The 19,185-nt window shown below is 39.5% G+C and carries 19 protein-coding genes and 1 pseudogene; 18 read left to right on the forward strand and 2 right to left on the reverse strand.

Going from position 1 to position 19,185, the window contains the following annotated elements:
- Nucleotides 1-60: 60 nt before the first annotated feature.
- From LF822_RS14820 to copZ, 15 genes and pseudogenes are all read left to right on the forward strand, one after another.
- Nucleotides 61-1,227, forward strand: a pseudogene (locus LF822_RS14820) (MFS transporter).
- 134 nt (nucleotides 1,228-1,361) lie between these two features.
- Nucleotides 1,362-2,378, forward strand: a complete 1,017-nt coding sequence (locus tag LF822_RS14825) for a LacI family DNA-binding transcriptional regulator (RefSeq protein ID WP_253924837.1) — start codon at nucleotides 1,362-1,364, stop codon at nucleotides 2,376-2,378.
- A gap of 87 nt (nucleotides 2,379-2,465) precedes the next feature.
- On the forward strand, nucleotides 2,466-4,583 hold the full coding sequence (locus LF822_RS14830; protein WP_253924838.1) for an amylo-alpha-1,6-glucosidase: 2,118 nt from the start codon (nucleotides 2,466-2,468) through the stop codon (nucleotides 4,581-4,583).
- Nucleotides 4,584-4,601: 18 nt separating this feature from the next.
- On the forward strand, nucleotides 4,602-5,861 hold the full coding sequence (locus tag LF822_RS14835) for an ABC transporter substrate-binding protein (protein ID WP_253924839.1): 1,260 nt from the start codon (nucleotides 4,602-4,604) through the stop codon (nucleotides 5,859-5,861).
- Between the two features lie 163 nt (nucleotides 5,862-6,024).
- On the forward strand, nucleotides 6,025-6,867 hold the full coding sequence (locus LF822_RS14840) for a carbohydrate ABC transporter permease (RefSeq protein WP_253924957.1): 843 nt from the start codon (nucleotides 6,025-6,027) through the stop codon (nucleotides 6,865-6,867).
- Nucleotides 6,868-6,882: 15 nt separating this feature from the next.
- Entirely contained in the window at nucleotides 6,883-7,710 is an 828-nt protein-coding gene (locus LF822_RS14845) for a carbohydrate ABC transporter permease (RefSeq protein ID WP_253924840.1), read from the forward strand.
- Between the two features lie 54 nt (nucleotides 7,711-7,764).
- Nucleotides 7,765-8,379 (forward strand): PH domain-containing protein, encoded by a 615-nt coding sequence (locus LF822_RS14850; RefSeq protein WP_253924841.1) that lies wholly within the window; start codon nucleotides 7,765-7,767, stop codon nucleotides 8,377-8,379.
- Between the two features lie 277 nt (nucleotides 8,380-8,656).
- Nucleotides 8,657-8,851 carry a YfhD family protein gene (locus LF822_RS14855; protein WP_253924842.1) on the forward strand — a complete coding sequence of 65 codons (195 nt, stop codon included), beginning with the start codon at nucleotides 8,657-8,659 and terminating at the stop codon, nucleotides 8,849-8,851.
- Between the two features lie 165 nt (nucleotides 8,852-9,016).
- Complete coding sequence (locus tag LF822_RS14860) at nucleotides 9,017-9,910, forward strand: glycine betaine ABC transporter substrate-binding protein (protein ID WP_253924843.1); 894 nt, start codon at nucleotides 9,017-9,019, stop codon at nucleotides 9,908-9,910.
- A 154-nt stretch (nucleotides 9,911-10,064) separates the two neighbouring features.
- A complete protein-coding gene (locus LF822_RS14865) occupies nucleotides 10,065-10,874 on the forward strand; it encodes a VLRF1 family aeRF1-type release factor (protein WP_253924844.1) in 810 nt (269 codons plus the stop codon).
- Nucleotides 10,875-11,041: 167 nt separating this feature from the next.
- Complete coding sequence (locus LF822_RS14870) at nucleotides 11,042-11,347, forward strand: antibiotic biosynthesis monooxygenase family protein (RefSeq protein ID WP_253924845.1); 306 nt, start codon at nucleotides 11,042-11,044, stop codon at nucleotides 11,345-11,347.
- Nucleotides 11,344-11,700 (forward strand): hypothetical protein, encoded by a 357-nt coding sequence (locus LF822_RS14875; RefSeq protein WP_253924846.1) that lies wholly within the window; start codon nucleotides 11,344-11,346, stop codon nucleotides 11,698-11,700. Before LF822_RS14870 ends, LF822_RS14875 begins: the two co-directional genes overlap by 4 nt.
- A 12-nt stretch (nucleotides 11,701-11,712) precedes the next feature.
- Nucleotides 11,713-12,381 (forward strand): cobalamin B12-binding domain-containing protein, encoded by a 669-nt coding sequence (locus LF822_RS14880; protein WP_253924847.1) that lies wholly within the window; start codon nucleotides 11,713-11,715, stop codon nucleotides 12,379-12,381.
- Nucleotides 12,368-13,129 (forward strand): STAS domain-containing protein, encoded by a 762-nt coding sequence (locus tag LF822_RS14885; protein ID WP_253924848.1) that lies wholly within the window; start codon nucleotides 12,368-12,370, stop codon nucleotides 13,127-13,129. Before LF822_RS14880 ends, LF822_RS14885 begins: the two co-directional genes overlap by 14 nt.
- A 268-nt stretch (nucleotides 13,130-13,397) precedes the next feature.
- Nucleotides 13,398-13,604 carry a copper chaperone CopZ gene (gene copZ, locus LF822_RS14890; RefSeq protein ID WP_253924849.1) on the forward strand — a complete coding sequence of 69 codons (207 nt, stop codon included), beginning with the start codon at nucleotides 13,398-13,400 and terminating at the stop codon, nucleotides 13,602-13,604.
- A gap of 42 nt (nucleotides 13,605-13,646) precedes the next feature.
- Here the strand turns inward: copZ and LF822_RS14895 are convergent, their stop codons facing one another.
- Together LF822_RS14895 and LF822_RS14900 are read right to left on the reverse strand one after the other, a co-directional pair.
- Entirely contained in the window at nucleotides 13,647-13,982 is a 336-nt protein-coding gene (locus LF822_RS14895) for a spore coat protein (RefSeq protein ID WP_253924850.1), read from the reverse strand.
- Nucleotides 13,983-13,994: 12 nt separating this feature from the next.
- Nucleotides 13,995-14,258, reverse strand: coding sequence for a hypothetical protein (locus tag LF822_RS14900; protein ID WP_253924851.1), 264 nt, complete (start codon nucleotides 14,256-14,258; stop codon nucleotides 13,995-13,997).
- 203 nt (nucleotides 14,259-14,461) lie between these two features.
- Here LF822_RS14900 and LF822_RS14905 point away from each other — a divergent pair, with 203 nt between their 5' ends.
- From LF822_RS14905 to LF822_RS14915, 3 genes are all read left to right on the forward strand, one after another.
- Nucleotides 14,462-15,379 carry a proline dehydrogenase family protein gene (locus LF822_RS14905; protein WP_253924852.1) on the forward strand — a complete coding sequence of 306 codons (918 nt, stop codon included), beginning with the start codon at nucleotides 14,462-14,464 and terminating at the stop codon, nucleotides 15,377-15,379.
- A gap of 199 nt (nucleotides 15,380-15,578) precedes the next feature.
- The gene (locus LF822_RS14910; protein WP_253924853.1) at nucleotides 15,579-17,978 is read left to right on the forward strand and encodes a 3-hydroxyacyl-CoA dehydrogenase/enoyl-CoA hydratase family protein; all 2,400 of its coding nucleotides are present in this window, start codon (nucleotides 15,579-15,581) and stop codon (nucleotides 17,976-17,978) included.
- 20 nt (nucleotides 17,979-17,998) lie between these two features.
- Complete coding sequence (locus LF822_RS14915) at nucleotides 17,999-19,174, forward strand: acetyl-CoA C-acetyltransferase (protein WP_253924854.1); 1,176 nt, start codon at nucleotides 17,999-18,001, stop codon at nucleotides 19,172-19,174.
- The last annotated feature ends 11 nt before the right edge of the window (nucleotides 19,175-19,185 follow it).

Raw genomic sequence — 19,185 nt, forward strand, 5'->3', positions numbered from 1 at the left:
TCTTTCTATTGTTATAAGGTTACCATTGTAGTGGTAACTTAACAAAAGGGGAGACATATTATGAATAAAAAAGTTTATATGCTGGCTATTGTATCATTCGTTGTGGGAACTGTAGAACTTATTATTGGCGGCACTCTGGATCTGGTGGCTGAAGATTTGGATGTAACTATTGGTCAAGCCGGCCTGCTGATTACAATATTCTCTCTTGTGTTTGCCATTGCGTCCCCTATTTTATTAACTTTGACGGCAAAGGTGGAGCGGAAAAAACTAACACTCCTATCTCTATTTGTGTTTTTCCTTGGGAACTTACTTGCTTTTTGGAGTCCAACTTACTCGATCATCCTAGCAGCTCGAATTATATCGGCGGCCAGCGGCTCGCTGCTCGTTGTACTGGGTATTACGATTGCTTCTTCGATTGTAAAGAAAGATTACCAGGCACGGGCCATTGGTATTATTTACATGGGGATCAGCGGTTCATTAGTTCTTGGTGTACCAATTGGCTTAACATTAAGTAATATATTTGGGTGGCGTTCACCATTTCTGCTGGTTGCTATTTTAACTATTGCATCCATGATCGGAGTAGCGTTTTCTTTAGAAAAAATTGAACCTAAGCCTGCTCTGCCGATTAAAGAACAAATTCGCACATTGAAAAACAGTAAAATATTTTCCGCCCAGCTTACCTCGATTTAATTTCTTACCGGTCACCTAACATTATACGCTTATTTGACTCCTTTTCTTAAAACAATGCTGGGATTAAATGGTACTTGGGTAAGTGTAGTTTATTTTATCTTTGGGGTAGCAGCGGTATTAGGCGGGGGTATTGGCGGCTCGATTTCTGACAGGTGGGGAGCAGAGCGAAGCATAATTGCTATTATCGGGTTATTCGCTGTTGCTATTTTTCTTATCCCGTATGTCACCTTCTCACTTCCATTATTTTTAATCATAATGGTTGTGTGGAGTATGCTGAGCTGGGCGATAACGCCTGCTCAGCAGAGCTATCTTATTACATCTGCACCAGAGACGTCTGATATTCAGCAGAGTCTTAATAATTCTGCGCTTCATTTTGGGATTGCTATGGGTTCCACGGTAGGAGCGGTAGTAATAGAACAATCATCAGTTATTCACAATGCTTCCGTTGGGGGGTTATTTGTATTCATGGCATTATGTGCAGCGTTTTTCTCGATCACGAGAAATGGGGGTAGTGTCGCAGCTGAGAATATAAGCTAGCAGTTAACAGGGTTACTCGTTGTTAAAAAGAGTGATCCTGTTTTTAAAAAAATTAATATGAAAGGGGTTGCAATTGTTTGAAAATTCATATAAGCTAATAAACAAGTTGATCCGAAACGTTTTGGAGGCACGTCATGACAACAATAAAACACATTGCTAAGCAGGCTGGAGTCTCAGTTACTACTGTTTCTCGCGCCTTAAACGGTTATTCAGATGTTAATGCAAAAACGAGGAAAAGAATTGAAAAGGTTGCTGAAGAATTAAACTACAGTCCAAATTCGCTTGCAAGAAGTCTGGTTAGAAATCAGTCAGAAACGATTGGGCTGCTGGTATCCGGCTTTACTAAAGAAAGTATAAAAGATGGCTTTACTGTAGAAGTAATGTCCGGCATCAACAGCTATGTAGCTGAAACGGAGTATGATCTAGTCTTATTTAATACCGATTCTTCAAAGCAAAGAAAGAAAACGTACACGCAGCTTTGTAAAGAAAGAAGGGTAGATGGAGTTATTCTTCAAGGAATTAAAACAGATGACCCATATTTAGAAGAAGTCATGGAATCAGATATCCCTTGTGTGTTTATTGATATTCCTGTAAGTTCCGACCACGTCGGATTCGTATCGACTGACAACATTGAAGGAGCAAGGGTTGCTGCGAGTCATTTAGCTGAACTTGGCCATCGTAATATTGGGATGATCAACGGTCATGAACAGGCTTTTGTCAGTAAGGAAAGACTGCAGGGGTACAAACTAGGTCTTCAGCAGCATGGAATTACTTACGTTCCTGAATATGTGAAGGATGGATCGTTTATTGAACAAGAAGCTTATAATCAAGCGATTGTACTGCTTCAAACACATCCAGAAATTTCAGCAGTTTTTTGTGCAAGTGATCTTATGGCAATCGGCGCCATCGATGCAGCAACTCATTTAGGTTACAGAATCCCTGAAGAATTGTCCATCATAGGATATGACGACATCCCGCTAGCCAGCTACGTATCACCAGCATTAACGACTATCGCACAAAATAAATATGATTTAGGTTATTACGCGGCAAGGATGCTGATTAATATACTTAAAAATCAACAAAAACCAGAAAAATGTATTTTAAAAACAGAATTAAAGATTCGACAATCAACTTCGACTTCAATTCGTTAAAAATTTTAAATAAAATCCGAAACGTTTCGGATTTTATTTTGGAAGTTACCCGAAACGTTTTGGAAAAGTTTAGCAGGAGGGATTTCATTGGACTATAGAGCAATTAAAGAAAACAATATGTTTTTACTAACGACCCCGGGAGGAGATATCTATCCAAAGGAGACTTACGGACTCGGTCTCTACATAGAAGATACAAGATTCCTAAGTCATTTAGAAACGTTTATTAATGGAGAATCTCCAATTTTATTAGATTCTGACGGCTCCAGTAATTATGTTTCCCGTATGATTCTTACTAACCCTCATCAGGAAGAAGAAGGGAAGGTTAAGCTTTGGAGGGAATCTGTAGAGCTTGCCATAGAACAGTTTATTGTAAATGATGTGCTATATGAAAAAATATCATTTAAAAATTTCAGTCCTCAATCTTTAGATTTTACATTTAGTATAAAAGCCTGTTCTGACTTTAAAGATATGTTTCTAATCCGTGGGTTCCAGTCAGGAGAAATTGGAGAAATCATCGAAGAGACGGCTGGGGTAGATCAGTTATTTTTTAAATATAAAGGAGCTGATAACCTTATTCGTTCCACAACGGTAACATGGAGTATCAAAGGTGAGGTCGATGGAAATGATCATACTTTAGTACATTTTCCAATGCATCTTAACCCTCAGGAAGAAAAAGAATTGATCGTTAACATTTCAGCTTCTATCAAAGATAAATTCAGCGGAACAGTTTTAGATTATGATAAAGCTCTTGCTTCTCTTGAAGCTTCCCACCAGCAGTGGAATGAAGACCTGCCAAATGTTACTTCTGATTCAAAGGTACTCACTGACTCAGTAAAACAGGGCTTGAATGACCTCCGTGTGTTGCTTACAGATTTAGGTCATGGGCCATTTCCTGTAGCAGGGTTACCGTGGTTTGGAGTGCCATTTGGAAGAGACAGTCTAATTGCAGCCTGGCAGATGCTTCCCTTTTATCCTGAAGCAGCAAAAGGGACTCTTTTTACTATGGCTTCCATGCAGGGAACGAAAGTAGATGTGTGGAGAGATGAGCAACCCGGTAAAATCATGCATGAAATTAGATACGGTGAGCTTGCGAATACGAACCAGGTTCCTTTTACTCCATACTATGGGACGATTGACGCAACACCACTATTTCTTGTGCTTTTAAGTGAGTATGTAAAGTGGACAGGAGATGTAAAGACATTCGAGCTGTTGGAGGAACATGTAGAACGTGCTCTGGAATGGGTTAACAAATACGGGGACCGGGACCAGGATGGCTTTGTTGAATATTTTCAGGAGTCCTCAAAAGGAATAGCTAATCAAGGGTGGAAGGATTCAGCTGATTCGATCGTTCACCGTTCAGGAAAATATGCAGAAGCACCGATTGCCCTGGCTGAAGTGCAAGGGTACGTTTATCACGCGAAGTCAGGCATGGCTGAGCTTTTTGAAATAACTCATCAAAGCGCACGGGCTGACACTCTTCGTAACGAAGCAGAGGATTTGCGCAGCTTATATGAGGACGCTTTCTGGATGGATGATGAGAATTTCTATGCTATTGCCCTGGATCAAAATAAGCAGCAGGTCGGCACCATCACATCAAATCCAGGACATACGTTAATTTCTAATATGATATCTGAAAGCCGAAGCCGGGCTGTGGCAAAAAGGCTGTTGTCTAATGAAATGTTTTCAGGATATGGGATTCGAACAATGGGAGTAAAGGAGAAAGCTTATAATCCGATGAGTTACCATGACGGTAGCGTTTGGCCTCATGATAACAGCCTTTCTCTCTTAGGAATGAGTAAAAAGAAGTATACGGAAGAGGTTAATAAAACGGTAGAAGGGTTACTTAAAGCTGCTTCCTCATTTGATTATTACAGACTCCCTGAATTGTTTTGTGGTTATGACCTGAAGCGGGGCAGATTAATTCGCTATCCAGTAGCCTGCTCCCCTCAAGCGTGGGCAGCTGGAACATCTTTAACTTTAGTGCAGTCCCTTTTAGGCTTGTTTCCAAATGTTCTAACAGGTGAGATTCATTTGAATCCGACACTTATCAATGGGATGAATGAACTTGAAGTAGAGAGAATTCCAATTGGAAGAGGTTACTTAAGTCTGAAGGTGTTTAGAGAAGACGGTTTAGTTCGAACACAAGTGTTAGGTAACACTACAGGCTTAAAAGTATTATCACCCCAGCTTGTAGTGTCTAAATAATAACGAGGAGGAATATGTATGAAATCAAAATGGTGGATCATTAGCGCTCTTTTAACATTTACACTCCTGGCATCAGGATGTTCAGGAAATGATGGGACATCTGGTGATGGTGGAAGTGACGGGGAAACAGAAGATGGAAAAACGGAAGTAACGCTGGCAGGATGGTCCTCATCTCCTGAAGAAGAGAAGCTGTTACAGCAGCAATTAGATGACTTTGAAGAAGAACATCCTGATATTACGGTTAAGCATGAGGTTATTGCAGATCAATACATGGATGTACTTAAAACTCGATTAGTAGGTGGAGAAGGACCTGATGTCTTTTATTTAGATGCAGTCGAAGCTCCGGCTCTTATTGAAACAGGAGTACTGGAACCTCTTAACAGCTATGTAGAAGATGATTTTGATGCTGAAGATTTTGAAGAAAATTTAATCGATCCTTTTAAAGACGAAGAGGATGAAGTGTACGGTTTTCCGAAAGGCTATTCCACTCTTGGACTGTTTTATAACAAAGAAATGTTAGATGAAGCAGGGGTAGAAGTGCCGACCAACTGGGAGGAGCTTGAAGAAGCTGCCAAAGAGCTTACAACAGAAGATACAGTTGGTCTTGGAGTCTCACCTGAAATGGCACGTAACCAGTTCATCGGCGAATCCGGTAGTGGTGATATGGTGACTGAAGGAGAAGCGAACTTTGGAAGTCAGGAAGTAATCGATGCACTACAGCCTCTAGTAGATCTAAGGAATGAAGATGAAGCAGCTGCTGCACCATCTGAAATGGGTTCAGAATCCACCGGCGAAATGCTTGGACAGGGTCGGGCTGCTATGGTGATGGAAGGTAACTGGAATGTACCTTACTTAAATGAAACCTTCCCTGACATGGAGTATGGAGTTGCTGAAGTTCCTACATTTGATGATACAGAAGCAACCATGGCATATACGGTTTCCTATGTAATGAATCAGGCATCAGAACAAAAGGAAGCTTCCTGGGAGTTAATTTCCTACCTTACTGGTAAAGAAGGTATGAAGACCTGGACGGAATCAGGGCTGGAATTGCCTGCGCGGCAATCAGTGGCTGAAGAACTAGGATACGAAGAGGATGAAGTTCGCGGACCACTGGTAGAAGGGGCTGAATATGCTACTGCCTGGTCAGATGGCCCTAATCTTCCGACCATATATAATAACTTCGATAATGAATTCCTTTCCGCTTTCTTGGGAGAGAAATCTCTCGAAGACGCGCTTGAAACTGGAGAAGAAGTAGCAAATGACGAAATTAGTGACTGATTGATTCTATAGAGGCTGAGTATGGTTCAGCCTCTATAGAAAATTATAAAAGGGAGGGCCTCATATGGAACGGGCTGAGGCAGGAAGTTACTCTAAAGCAAATAGTAAGAAGAAAAGAAACTACACTCGTTTACTTAGGAACATCATTCAAGGGTATGGCTTTATGCTGCCTACAATCCTGGTGTTACTGGTATTTATTTTAGGACCTGTTCTGTATGCGGTTTTCCTGTCCTTTTTTGATGTAACGCTGTTAGGCAGTACGGTTCTTGATTATACGGGAGTAGACAACTACTTAAGAATTATGGATGACTCCAGAGCTAAAAGAGCTTTATTAAATACGGCTTTATATGTAGGAATTGTAGTGCCAGTTCAAACGTTTCTAGCTTTATTTCTAGCGTCTACTCTAAATGCTGGCCTTAAAGGTGAGAAAATCTTTAGAATTATTTATTTTCTGCCGACACTAACTTCTTCAGCAGTACTGACATTGATTTTTATGTGGATGTATAACCAAAACGGACTCATTAATAATGTGCTGGATAAATTAAATATGCCTACATACAACTGGATAGGCGATCCTAATATTGCATTGTATTCGATTATGATTATGAACATTTGGGCGACAGCTCCATTATTCATGGTTATTTACCTTGCAGCTTTACAAGGGGTGCCGAAGAATTTATACGAAGCGGCCGAGCTTGATGGAGCTAATGTGTTGCAGCGTTTCTGGCACATAACTGTGCCTCAGCTTCGACCGATTACTTCATTTGTTGTCATTATGGGATTAATTGGCACATTCCAATTATTTGATCAATCGTACATTTTCTCAGGGGGATCCGGAGGACCATCAAATTCTACACTTACTGTCGTGCTCCTTATTTATCAATATGCCTTCAAATCTTTAGGCACTATGGGGTACGCAACAGCCATTGCATTTATGCTGGCACTGATTATTTTAATTGCAAGTATACTTCAACGGGTGCTTTCGAAGGAAGAACAATTCAATTAATGGAGGGGATCAAAGATGGAAAGAAAAAGGTCGTGGGCAAAGAAACTGTTATATGTTGTGTTGATCACCTATGCGTTAATTACATTAGTTCCCTTCGTTTGGGCGCTATCATCATCTTTCAAAACGTTTGCTGAAATATCGAGCGGTGTAATGAGCTTTATCCCAAGAGAATTCACATTTGAGAATTATAAACAAATCTTTATCGAAGAGGAGCTCTTTTTTCGCTGGCTTTCAAACTCCGTTGCGATAGCGGGAGGTGGGACAGCACTTAACCTGCTGTTTAATTCAATGGCAGGGTATGCACTCGCAAGGATAAGTTTTCCGGGTAAACGGGTGTGGTTTATGCTTATTCTAGCCGTGATCATGATTCCTGTTCAAGTTACAATGATTCCTAACTATTTAATTCTTAAAGAGCTGGGCTGGCTCAACAGCTACCAGGGAATGATTGTTCCAGCCATGATCAATGCCACATTTATATTTATGATGAGACAGTTCTTTATTAACTTTCCGAAAGAATTAGAGGAAGCAGCCTCACTTGACGGGCTTGGAAGGTTCGGCATGTTTTTGAAGGTAGTACTTCCGTTAGCCAAGCCGGCACTGGCAGCTCAAGCCATTTTCGTATTTATGGGCTTTTGGAATGACTTTATGCGACCTCTGATTATTATGACGGACGCTGATATGTATACGTTAACTGTAGGACTTAATTCATTTAAAGGGCAATACGTAACTTATTGGAACTATATTATGGCAGCTTCCATGGTCTTCACCCTGCCTGTCCTTGTAATCTATATGTTCTTTAACAAGTTCTTCATGAAAGGCCTTTCGTTTACTGCAGATAAATAAACCCTTTTAACTATGGTAAAATGGTATAAATGAAGATTTATCAGGAGGGTTTATATGTTCAAAAAGATGGCAACTGATGCTTTAGGATTAAGTGATATAGGCAGTGTGATCGCTCCTGAGGATTATGATAAAGTAGATGCCGATGATTATGTAATGCATGAGGATGGCGAGAAAATTTATTTCTTAATAAAGTCTAAAGCAGATGAATATTGCTTTACAAACAAAGCTCTTATTCACGTCGATGGTACAAGTGCTACAAGTAAAAAAAGAACGTTACGCCGCTATTCTTACTACTCACATACTTTCTCCAATATCGAATTAGAAACAGCTGGAACGATTGATTTAGATGTCGAATTAAAATTTATTCTTGGCGGTGAAGAATTCGATATTGATGTGCATAAGAAGTTTATAGAAGAAGTGAAGGATTTATATAAGTCTCTTCTTAAAATAGCGGAGATTTCAGAAGAAAACCAAGCATTCTCTGAATATGCGCATCAGAGCCTAAATACGGCTTCAGCAACGCTGCAAAACAGCAGAACACACGAAACGCGATTGTCCCATGAATTCAGGGATATTAATGAAACCACATTTAATTGGTTATTAGAGACGAAGAATCAATATCACATTAAAGATTTTGGTCATGTATTTGAATTATTTATAAAAAATTAGCCGTATAAAAATAGAACTTCCAATTTTTATGGAAGTTCTATTTTTATTGTCTTTTTTAGTTCGTGAACTAAGAAGCTCTAAAGAGTATTCCAGGTCACGCAGTGTTTGAATTTATTAAAACATCAGTTCATTGAATGAGTCTGGAGTGCCGCGATTTAATCCTGTTGGAGTTCTAAATGTGACAAAGTCCCTAAACGATTTAAAAAAATATGTCTAGAATAAGAACATTCAATTGGCAAATCCTATGATTGAAATCATAAACGAGGAGGGTGGACAAATGGGAAGAGATGAGCATAATAAATCGAATGCCAGAAAGAAACAAAAACTGTCTCAAACACCTAAGCAAGAGAAGAACGATGGTTTAGATGTAGAGTTTGCTCAGGATATGGCTGATCAAGACGATATAGAAGCAATGAAACGCAGTGAAGCTGCAGACCGCCGAGCGAACCACGAAAGTAAAAGAAGACGTTAAATATACCAGGCACTCAGTTTGAACCAGAAGCTGAGTGCTTTATTAGATTGTACTGTTATAATTATTTGTACAGTTTGTTTTGTTTTAACTTTCGACATTTTATGATATACTTCGTAACTGTATTGAAAAAATAATGTAATATTTAAAAAATGGAGGGAAATACTTATGCAACATGTTCGTAAATGGCTGCCGGCTGTCTTATTAGGATCATCATTAATACTAAGCGCCTGTGGCGGAGATTCAGATTCAGAGTCAGAGTCCTCTGGTGACGACGGGGATGAATCTGGCGATAAAGAAGTCAGTATCGGGATGAACAACTGGGCAGAAAATATAGCCGTATCAAATATGTGGAAAATTATTTTAGAAGAAGAAGGTTATGAAGTAGAGTTAGAACAAGTTGAAAAAGGCGTGCTGTATGAAGCACTTGCTGAGGGTGATTTGGACATCGGAATGGAAATCTGGCTTCCAAATACAGATGCTTCCTTCTATGAGCAGTATGAGGAAGATATTGATTGGCGTGAAACATGGTACGAAGGTACCGAGCTTGGACTTGTTGTGCCAGAATATATGGAAGATGTTAATTCTGTAGAAGATTTAAATGATCACTCGGATGAGCTGGACGGGCAAATCGTTGGAATAGATTCTGGAGCAAGCATCATGTCTCTTACAGATGACGCTATCGAAGAATATGACCTTGACTATTCATTAGCAGCATCCTCTGAAGGCTCTATGATGACAGAATTGACAAACGCTATGGAAAATGAAGAACCGATTGTCGTTACACACTGGACTCCTCACTGGGCATTTTCTGAAATGGACCTTAAATTCTTAGAAGATCCTGAAAATGTATATGGAGATTCCGAGGATATTTCTTATGCAGCCAGGCTGGATTTAGAAGAAGACAATCCAGAATTAGTTGAGATGTTTGATAACTTTATGCTTGATGATCAGCAATTAGGCGAACTAATGTCTTCAATTAATGAAGCGGAATCTGAAGAAGAAGGCGCACAGGAGTGGATTGACGAAAACCAAGATGTAATTGATGAATGGATGGAGTAACAGTATGAGAACAGCCTGCTTAAATAGCGGGCTGTTTTTTTTATAATACTGCCAGGAAGAAGTGGATGAAAAATATTGAAGTTTAACATCGCTCCTGAGCGGAAACATAGTAATTATAAATCAGATAATGAAGAAAAAGGAGTCGATGTCGTTTATGGATTTAAATAAAGAAATTAAGAAACTGGAGAACATACAATTAGAAAAGCCTCAACAGGTATTTACGATGTATTTGAATACGGATCCCTCTGACCCGGATCAACAGGGAGGAGAATGGAAAATACATTTAAAAAATGGCTTGAATAACTTTGAATCTTATTTGAAAGAAGATGGTGACCCGGATGAAAAAAGAAATTTCTGGACCGTAAAGGAAAAAGTTCAAAATTATATTGAAGAGAATGAACAAAATTTTGCCAAAAGCGCTGTAATTATAGCAACAGGTGACGATACCATATGGTTTGCGGAACGTTTCCAAATGCCGGTAGAAAGCGAATTTTACTGGGAATCCTCCCCGGTATTGGATCAATTGAAGCAGATGAGGGAGAAGTTTCCTAAAACAGGAATTATTTTAACTCAGAAAAATCAGATCAAATGTATTGATGCAAACCTGGGAATGGTTAACGACACCCAACTATTTGAGCTTGACTTGGATACTGAAGACTGGAAGCAGCATCAGGGTCCTCATAGAGCAAATGCTTCTATGGGATCAGGCGGAGCAAAAAATACAAAACAGGATCAGTTTCAAGAGCGCTTTGATGCTAACCGTTATCGTTGGTATAAGAGCGTCGCACCTAAGTTAGACAAACTGGCTAAAGAATATGAATGGGAGCGCATTTATATGGTCGGAGATAAAGAAGAACTAAAGGATTTGGAAGATAATATGAATAAACCTGTAAATGATTTTGTTAATAAGAATTTATTAGACCATGAAGAAACAAAAGTCGTGGACGAAGTTGTCCGACAATAATTAACAATATATTCAAATAATAAAGAGAGCTGGACTGCGGTTCAGCTCTCTTTTTAATGTTATTTATAGAACGCTGCCAAAACAGTTGGTGTCTCTAGTTATACATGATAAGAGTCTATATGATAGAATAATATTCAATAAAAATAACCATAGAGGAGTTTTCATATATGTACGTCGTCGATTCAACTGTGGTTGTTCCTGATCATAAAGCAGATGAATTAATTTCTATTTATCAAAACCGTTCCCGGTTGGTTGACGAGGCAGAAGGGTTTCTATCCTTTCAATTGCTGCAAAACGAACGTAAAAAGGGAGAATTAACGGTACACATGGAATGGAAAGATAAATCTTCCTATTTAAATTGGGCAAGAAGCGAACAATTCAAAAAGATCCACGAGCTTGAAAAGAATTACCCGGACCAAGAACTGCAGGGAATTGTTCCGCAGGTTAAAAAATATGAGGTCGTAGCTTTATGATTAATCGGGAAAAAGATCGGTTAGTACTTCAGATAGTTGAAGAAATCTATGCAGCTTATCCATTTCTTTGGGAACGGTTTGGCCAAAATGGCCGGGAGCGTACAGAAGAGGACAACTACCATCATCTTGATCATTTATATGCAGCCTATGAGATGAAGAGTGCTGCCTTCTTTTTAGACTATACATCTTGGCTGCAAAATGTATTAACTTCACGCGGCGTAGGCACCGAGTTAATTATAGACAATTATGAGCGCTTAATTAAGAACTTAGACAAGGTGGATTGGGAAAACAAAGACGAAAAGGATTCATTTATTAATCACTTAAAACTCGCGCTTGAAAAAATGCGTGAGTGAGGTAAGTAAGAGGTGAAGATTTTGACAAAGCATCATGAAAAGTTGGCACACTACTTTCTTAAAGGCGATGAGGAAGAGGCTTTAGTCTATATCGAACAGTTGCTGTTAGAATACCCCAGGCTCTATTTATATGAAGATATCATTACCCCTGCTATGTATTTCGTAGGAGAACTCTGGGAGAGAAATGAAATCTCTGTAGCAGATGAACATTTGGCTACAGCTATTTGTGATTTTGTATTATCAAAGGTCGAAGCTGATACTCTATCTATTCGCGGAGATCATCAGAAGAGGTTAAAAGCTTTGTTATTTGGAGTTGAGGACGAGCAGCATTATATAGGTTTAAAGATGGTTGCAGAATCTTTTAAAGAACAAGGATGGCGTGTTCGATATCTGGGACCGAACCTGGAAATGAACCACTCCCTCATCCAGATTCATCATTATAAACCTCACGTAATCGGCTTATCTGCTGCCCTTTCCTACCGCCTGCCTACACTAAAAGAGCTTGTAAAGGAATTTCTTACATTGGAGTGGAAGCCAATCATTATGATTGGTGGACGGATGGCAAGAAAATTTGAACTTGAAGAACTGGAGTCGGACCAGGTTATAATTATAAAGGATCTTAATCACTTAAATAAATGGTTTAACGACGGAAGGGCAGGCGTAGTTAATGAAACAAGCTGACCGTGCCTTTCCCTTACCTTATTATAAAATTAATAAAAATTTCACCGTACAGACTTATTCAGAAGAGGCATTTAAGCTGTGGGGAAATCAGGAAAACCTTCTTCATATAATAGACGAAGAAAGTATCGAAAAAGTTAAAAAGTGGATTTCTCCAGACATTCATAAATCTTCGGTGGAAGCTCATTTAAAACCGGTTAATGGCGGGAATGATCCTTTAACTGCCGATGTTTATACTACATGGAATAACGATTTGTATGCAGAAGTAATTCTCATGATGAAAGACGATAAGTTGAACAGAGTGACTAAAACATTAAATCAACTCAGGTCTCGTTTGAACGATACAAATTTTGAATTACTTGAAGAAAAAGAGAAGCTTGAGGAAGCCATTGATCAGAACAATAAACTTTCCGCTCCTTTCATTGAACTTACTTTAAACACTGCGTTGATTCCACTGTTTGGAGATATTACATCTGATAAGTTTCACACCGTTGAAGAAGGTTTGCTTCATGCTTCTCAAAAAGAGGATATTGACCGTCTTCTATTTGATTTTACAGCAGTTGGCGAGATCCACAGAGAGGGGATCCATGTACTGACAGACATGATGACCTCTCTATTTTACATGGGAACAGAGATTATCGTTATTGGAGTAAAGCCACAGCAGGCCAAACAGCTTCACGAGCTCAATTTGCCGCTTAACGTACAGTTTATTCATTCTTTACAGCAGGCGGTTGCAAAATACTGTACCTGAGGTAAAGACAAAAGCACTTGTCACTTTGTATTAGAAAACTTGTTCTATGGTTCGCTGTAAATTTGTATTAGAAAGTTATATTTGATTAAAATTGTGGAATACATCCTATATGAAGGACACAGTTGAATAAAAAGGGATGGATATTCCCATAATTCAGGGGTGCTGCGCAAGGAGTTCCTGCTCCAAGTATTACAGGGTACTTCTATGTCTTCCCGTTCAGTGTAGTCCAACTTAAGATAATAAAATTATGAAAGATAGGTGATTAAACATGCAACTTACTTTAGAAGTAAATGGAATGAGTTGTGAACACTGTGAGAAATCAGTAAAGAATGCTTTAAATTCACTGGAAGGAGTCCATGGGGTTAATATCGATCTTGACAGTGGAAAAGTCGATGTTACTTTTGATGATGCCTATGTGACAAAAGCTATGATGAAAGAAGCTATTGAAGCCCAGGGCTATGAGCCGGTGGGTTAATGAAAAGAAGCCCAATTCGGAAATGCGAATTGGGCCTTCTATTTATTGAACGGCATAGGGAAACTGGTTTTTATAGCCTGAAAATTGCTGGTAGGCATTTTGTAATTTTGTTTGTTCTGCCTGTTCTAAAGCATACCAGCCATTTTTAAACATTAAATTATATAAGTTTCGCTGGCAGTCTTGAGTTTCTTTGAAAATTGTAGCAATGTCTTGATAAAGGGTTTGATTGCTTGCTTCATTCAGGGCAATATTGTAAGCCCCCGTCATATATTTTTCGGTAGTTAAGAAATCGTTAATGAAATCCCGTTCATTCATTTCTGGTGTTTTTGGAATTTGGGTCTCTGGATTTTGAATTTTATTTTGCTGATTTTGCTGCATAACATCTTCTCCTTAATTCATTTTTTGAGAGCTTGTATTTAAGTGTTCTAAAATTTTGTTGTAGTGACGCTGATGCATTTGTCCAGCATCTTCTAACGCCTGCTGAAGCTCAGGTGTTTGGCATTGTCCTGCAAAGAAATGAGCTTTTTTGCATGCGTTTAAATTCCATGACAGCATATCCGAAATATACAGCTGATCTTTAGTACTTACGATATCAGGTGCCTGTTCCATTGGCTGGGATTGCTTAATATTAGGATTTGGGGTTTGTTGTTGCATAATTTCATCCTCCTTTTCTAAAATCAATATTAATTTATCCAACTTTCTGTCGAATATGAAAGAAATATCCAAATACACTATATTATTTTGTGCGAATATATACCCAATTTTGTAAACCGGTGATAAAATGTTAGTGTGTGATCGTTTACAAAAATGAATATTCTTACAACTTTGGTTAACTTATTTTTGGGGGTAGGGGTGTAATGGAACAAATTTTAAGAAACTTCTTTCTTTTTTTATCTAAAAATAGATTTTTTACTAAGCTGGCCAGAAGGTATGGTTTACGATTCGGAGCTGGAAGGTTTGTTGCTGGAGAAACCATACCTAATGCAGTGGAGACCATACAGAAATTAAATAATCAAGGAATGAGTGTCACCATTGATCATTTAGGCGAATTCATTGATACGGAAGAGGAAGCAAAAGAAGCGGCTGATGAATGTATTGAAGCAGTTAAAGCGATTGCTGAACATCAATTAGACTCACAGCTGTCGCTAAAGCTGACCTCAATGGGGTTAGACATTTCGTATGAACTTGCTTTAGATAATATGAAAAAAATTATGAAAACTGCAGAGGAAAATAATGTGTTTATTACAATTGATATGGAGGATTTTGAACGCTGTCATACTACCCTTGAACTGTTCAAAGAATTAAAAAATGAGTATCGTAATATCGGGACAGTTATTCAATCCTATTTATATCGTGCAGTTGAGGACGTAGAAGATCTTAACCAGTACAGTCCTAACCTGCGTCTTGTAAAAGGCGCATATAAAGAATCTCCGAAGGTGGCGTTTCCAGATAAAAAAGACGTAGATGAAAATTACAAAAAAATAATTAAAATGCATCTGCTGAATGGAAATTATACGGCAGTGGCAACCCATGATGACGCTATGATCGAATATACATTAAAACTCGTAGAAGATCATAATATCCCCCTGGAACAATTCGAATTTCAAATGCTTTATGGCATCAGAGTAGAACGGCAGAAAGAATTGGTTCAAGAAGGTTATAAGATGAGAGTTTATGTACCCTATGGGACGGATTGGTATGGGTATTTTATGCGCAGGCTGGCTGAACGACCGGCAAATGTAGCTTTTGTGTTAAAAGGAGTTACGGGTAAATAGTTAGTAAATGACCGCATGTCAGTACCTTTCTGGCATGTTGGTTTTAAAGGCGTGTCCTGTGTTTTTTCTGAATAAAAACGATTGCGAAATGTCAGAAAATAATTTATAGTATAAAATAGATACCAATATTTGCACCACTATATTTTTTTGCTTGTAAAATGAATGAGTATTCATTCAAAATATGATAGGGGGATCAACCATGAACCATAAAATCAAGCGTGCTGCAGTATTAGGCTCAGGAGTAATGGGAGCCGGAATTGCCGCTCACTTGGCGAATGTCGGAATTCCAACATTAATGTTAGATATGGCTCCTGAAGAACTGACCGAAGATGAACAGAAAAAAGGAATGACGCTAAATGATTCTTCGGTGAGAAACCGGGTGGCCATAACGAATAAAGCAGCATTAAAAAAACATAAGCCATCTCCATTAACCAGCCAGAAAAATTTAGAACTGATTGAAGCCGGCAACTTTTCTGATCATATGGATAAGCTTGCAGAAGCAGACTGGATTATTGAAGTCGTAGTAGAAAATTTAGATGTAAAGAAGAAAGTGCTTGCTCAAGTTGATCAATACCGTAAAAAAGGAAGTATAGTAAGTTCAAACACTTCTGGAATATCCATTGAGTCGATGTCAGAAGATTGTAGTGAAGATTTCCGAAAGCACTTCTTAGGTACACATTTTTTCAACCCGCCTCGTTACCTTAAGTTGCTTGAAGTTATACCTACCAAGCAAACTGATGAGAAGGTGCTGCAATTTATGAAGCGGTTCGCCGAAGATAAACTTGGTAAAGGTGTAGTGGAAGCAAAAGATACACCGAACTTTATAGCTAATCGAATCGGTACTTATGGGTTATTAATTACTGTCCAGGCAATGCTTAAAGGGGGATATAGTGTAGGTGAGGTAGATTCAGTAACCGGTCCATTAATCGGCCGGCCGAAAAGCGCTACATTTCGTACACTGGACGTAGTCGGACTAGATACATTCATTCATGTTGCAAAGAATGTTTATGATCAAGTGGAAGGAAACGAAAAGAAAGCTTTTGAGGTTCCAAAGTTTATGACCACTATGCAGGAGAATGGATGGATCGGCTCTAAAAGCGGCCAGGGATTTTTCTTAAAGAAAAAAGGAGAGAATGGCTCTGAAATTCTTCAATTAAACCCTGAGACGCTGGAATATGGACCAAAAGAAAAGCTTAAGTCCAAAGCAGTGGAAATGGCTAAACAAGAAATAGGGACGAATCGTAAGGTAAAAACTCTGGTTAATGCAAAAGGTGACCGGGCTGGTGACTTAGTGTGGTCTGTTGTCAAGCCAGTCCTACTTTATTCAGCAGAGCTGCTCGGAGAGATTGCAGACGATATCCCTTCAATTGATAAAGCTATGCGCTGGGGTTTTGGATGGGAATTAGGTCCATTTGAAATTTGGGATGCAATCGGAGTCAGAGAATCTGTAGAACGCATGAAAGAAGAGGGGGATACCATACCTGACTGGGTAGTCCATATGCTTGAAGGTGGGAACGAGAGCTTCTATAAACAAGGTAATGGAAGCGTTTTCTTTTACGATAATGAGAGTTATGAGCCTCAGGTCTTTAATCCGAAGTCTATAAATATAAGAAGGTTAAAACAGACAAATGAAGTCATAAAGAAAAATACAGGAGCAAGCCTAATCGATTTAGGAGACGGTGTGGCGGGACTGGAATTCCATTCTCAAAGCAACGCCATTGGTTTAGATATCATTCAAATGATTAATCATGCGATAGAAAAAGTAGACGATCATTTTGAAGGATTGGTAATAGGAAACCAAGGTAAGAATTTTTGTGTAGGTGCGAACCTCGGCATGATATTGATGGAAGCTCAAGATTTTAATTTTTTCGAAATAGAAATGGTCGTAAAGCACTTTCAGGATGCAATGATGCGAGTTAAATATGCTGATAAGCCGATTGTAACAGCTCCCTTTGCGATGACTCTAGGTGGTGGAGCGGAAGTCTGTCTTCCTTCTGCAGCGATTCAAGCTTCCTCTGAAACGTATATGGGTCTCGTAGAAGCTGGTGTAGGACTCATCCCTGGCGGTGGAGGGAATAAAGAATTATATATTAAACACTTACGTAATGTTCCTCAAGGTGTAGAGTTCGATCTGCAAAAGGTAGCGAATAGTGTATTTGAAAAAATCGCTATGGCCAAGGTTTCAACTTCGGGGGAAGAAGCCAGGGAGAATGGGTTCCTGGATAACAGGGATTCGATCAGCCCAAACCTGGATCATTTATTACATGATGCCAAGCAGAAGGTTTTAGGTATGGCAAACTCAGGGTATCAAGCGCCAAAACGCAATAAGGTTCCAGTTGTAGGGGAGCAGGGGTATGCAACAATGCTTCTTGGAGCTAAATCTTTAGCCTTGAGCGGTTATGCCAGCGAGCATGACTTATTGATCGCTGAGAAGCTTGCTTTTGTCTTAGCTGGCGGACGCGTGAAAGAAGGAACTCTGGTAGATGAGCAATATTTATTAGACTTAGAAAGAGAAGCTTTCTTAAGTTTAGTAGGTGAAGCGAAATCACAGCAGCGTATGCAGCACATGCTAATGAAGGGGAAACCACTTCGTAACTAATTTTTAAAGGGGGATTAATCGTGAAAGAAGCTGTCATTGTAGCAGGCGCTAGAACACCTGTAGGGCGTGCAAAAAAAGGGTCATTGGCAACAACACGCCCGGATGATCTAGCAGCCTTGACAATAAATGAAACGTTGAAGCGTGCAGGCAACTACGATGGAAACATTGATGATGTAATTATTGGATGTGCCATGCCCGAAGCTGAACAAGGGATGAACATGGCCCGTAACATAGCAGGCTTAGCTGGACTCCACTATAAAATACCAGCTGTTACTATTAATCGTTATTGTTCTTCCGGATTGCAGAGTATCGCTTATGCAGCAGAGAAAATTATGCTGGGGCACAGTGACACGGCAATTGCTGGCGGGGCAGAGTCCATGAGCTTAATCCCAATGGGTGGTCATGTGATTAAGCCGAATGTACAGTTGGTTGAAAGCGCACCGGAGTACTATATGTCCATGGGTCACACCGCCGAGGAGGTAGCGAAACGATTTGGAATATCAAGAACAGATCAGGATGAATTCGCTGCCCATAGTCATCGAAAGGCAGAAGCTGCTTTAAAAGAAGGCAGATTTGAAGAAGAGATTGTACCTGTCAAAGTGACGCACCGGGTCGTAGGGGATGATAACAAAGTAAAAGAAACAACAAAAACATTTTCCATGGATGAAGGGGTTCGGCCAGGTACCACAATAGAGGTATTAGGTAAACTAAAGCCGGCGTTCTCGGTTACGGGTTCAGTGACTGCCGGTAATTCCTCGCAAATGAGTGACGGAGCCGCATCTGTACTGGTAATGGATCGGGAGAAGGCTGAAGCTGAGGGCTTAAACCCTCTTGTGAAATTCAGGTCCTTTGCAGTAGGAGGAGTAGAACCGGAAATTATGGGTGTCGGTCCAATTGAAGCCGTACCCAAGGCGTTAAAGATAGCCGGATTAGAACTTCAGGATATAGGGTTATTTGAGTTAAATGAAGCGTTTGCTTCTCAGTCACTTCAAGTCATAAGAAAGTTAGGTCTTGATATAAATAAAGTAAATGTAAACGGGGGAGCTATTGCTCTTGGTCACCCCCTGGGATGCACAGGGACTAAGCTGACATTAAGCTTAATCAATGAAATGAAAAGAAGGAATGAACAGTTTGGTGTAGTTACGATGTGTATTGGCGGCGGAATGGGTGCAGCGGGTGTCTTTGAATTAATTTAACCTGGGGAGGA

Source organism: Halobacillus sp. A5 (genome assembly GCF_024189315.1).
Taxonomy (GTDB): domain Bacteria; phylum Bacillota; class Bacilli; order Bacillales; family Halobacillaceae; genus Halobacillus_A.

Excerpts from the sequence above, each read along its gene's own strand:
- LF822_RS14910 (WP_253924853.1), top strand. The coding sequence starts at position 15,579 with ATGAACCATAAAATCAAGCGTGCTGCAGTATTAGGCTCAGGAGTAATG.
- LF822_RS14850 (WP_253924841.1), top strand. The coding sequence starts at position 7,765 with ATGTTCAAAAAGATGGCAACTGATGCTTTAGGATTAAGTGATATAGGC.
- LF822_RS14875 (WP_253924846.1), top strand. The coding sequence starts at position 11,344 with ATGATTAATCGGGAAAAAGATCGGTTAGTACTTCAGATAGTTGAAGAA.
- LF822_RS14845 (WP_253924840.1), top strand. The coding sequence starts at position 6,883 with ATGGAAAGAAAAAGGTCGTGGGCAAAGAAACTGTTATATGTTGTGTTG.
- LF822_RS14870 (WP_253924845.1), top strand. The coding sequence starts at position 11,042 with ATGTACGTCGTCGATTCAACTGTGGTTGTTCCTGATCATAAAGCAGAT.
- LF822_RS14855 (WP_253924842.1), top strand. The coding sequence starts at position 8,657 with ATGGGAAGAGATGAGCATAATAAATCGAATGCCAGAAAGAAACAAAAA.
- LF822_RS14885 (WP_253924848.1), top strand. The coding sequence starts at position 12,368 with ATGAAACAAGCTGACCGTGCCTTTCCCTTACCTTATTATAAAATTAAT.
- LF822_RS14860 (WP_253924843.1), top strand. The coding sequence starts at position 9,017 with ATGCAACATGTTCGTAAATGGCTGCCGGCTGTCTTATTAGGATCATCA.
- LF822_RS14840 (WP_253924957.1), top strand. The coding sequence starts at position 6,025 with ATGCTGCCTACAATCCTGGTGTTACTGGTATTTATTTTAGGACCTGTT.
- LF822_RS14905 (WP_253924852.1), top strand. The coding sequence starts at position 14,462 with ATGGAACAAATTTTAAGAAACTTCTTTCTTTTTTTATCTAAAAATAGA.
- LF822_RS14895 (WP_253924850.1), bottom strand. The coding sequence starts at position 13,982 with ATGCAGCAAAATCAGCAAAATAAAATTCAAAATCCAGAGACCCAAATT.
- LF822_RS14835 (WP_253924839.1), top strand. The coding sequence starts at position 4,602 with ATGAAATCAAAATGGTGGATCATTAGCGCTCTTTTAACATTTACACTC.
- LF822_RS14900 (WP_253924851.1), bottom strand. The coding sequence starts at position 14,258 with ATGCAACAACAAACCCCAAATCCTAATATTAAGCAATCCCAGCCAATG.
- copZ (WP_253924849.1), top strand. The coding sequence starts at position 13,398 with ATGCAACTTACTTTAGAAGTAAATGGAATGAGTTGTGAACACTGTGAG.
- LF822_RS14825 (WP_253924837.1), top strand. The coding sequence starts at position 1,362 with ATGACAACAATAAAACACATTGCTAAGCAGGCTGGAGTCTCAGTTACT.
- LF822_RS14865 (WP_253924844.1), top strand. The coding sequence starts at position 10,065 with ATGGATTTAAATAAAGAAATTAAGAAACTGGAGAACATACAATTAGAA.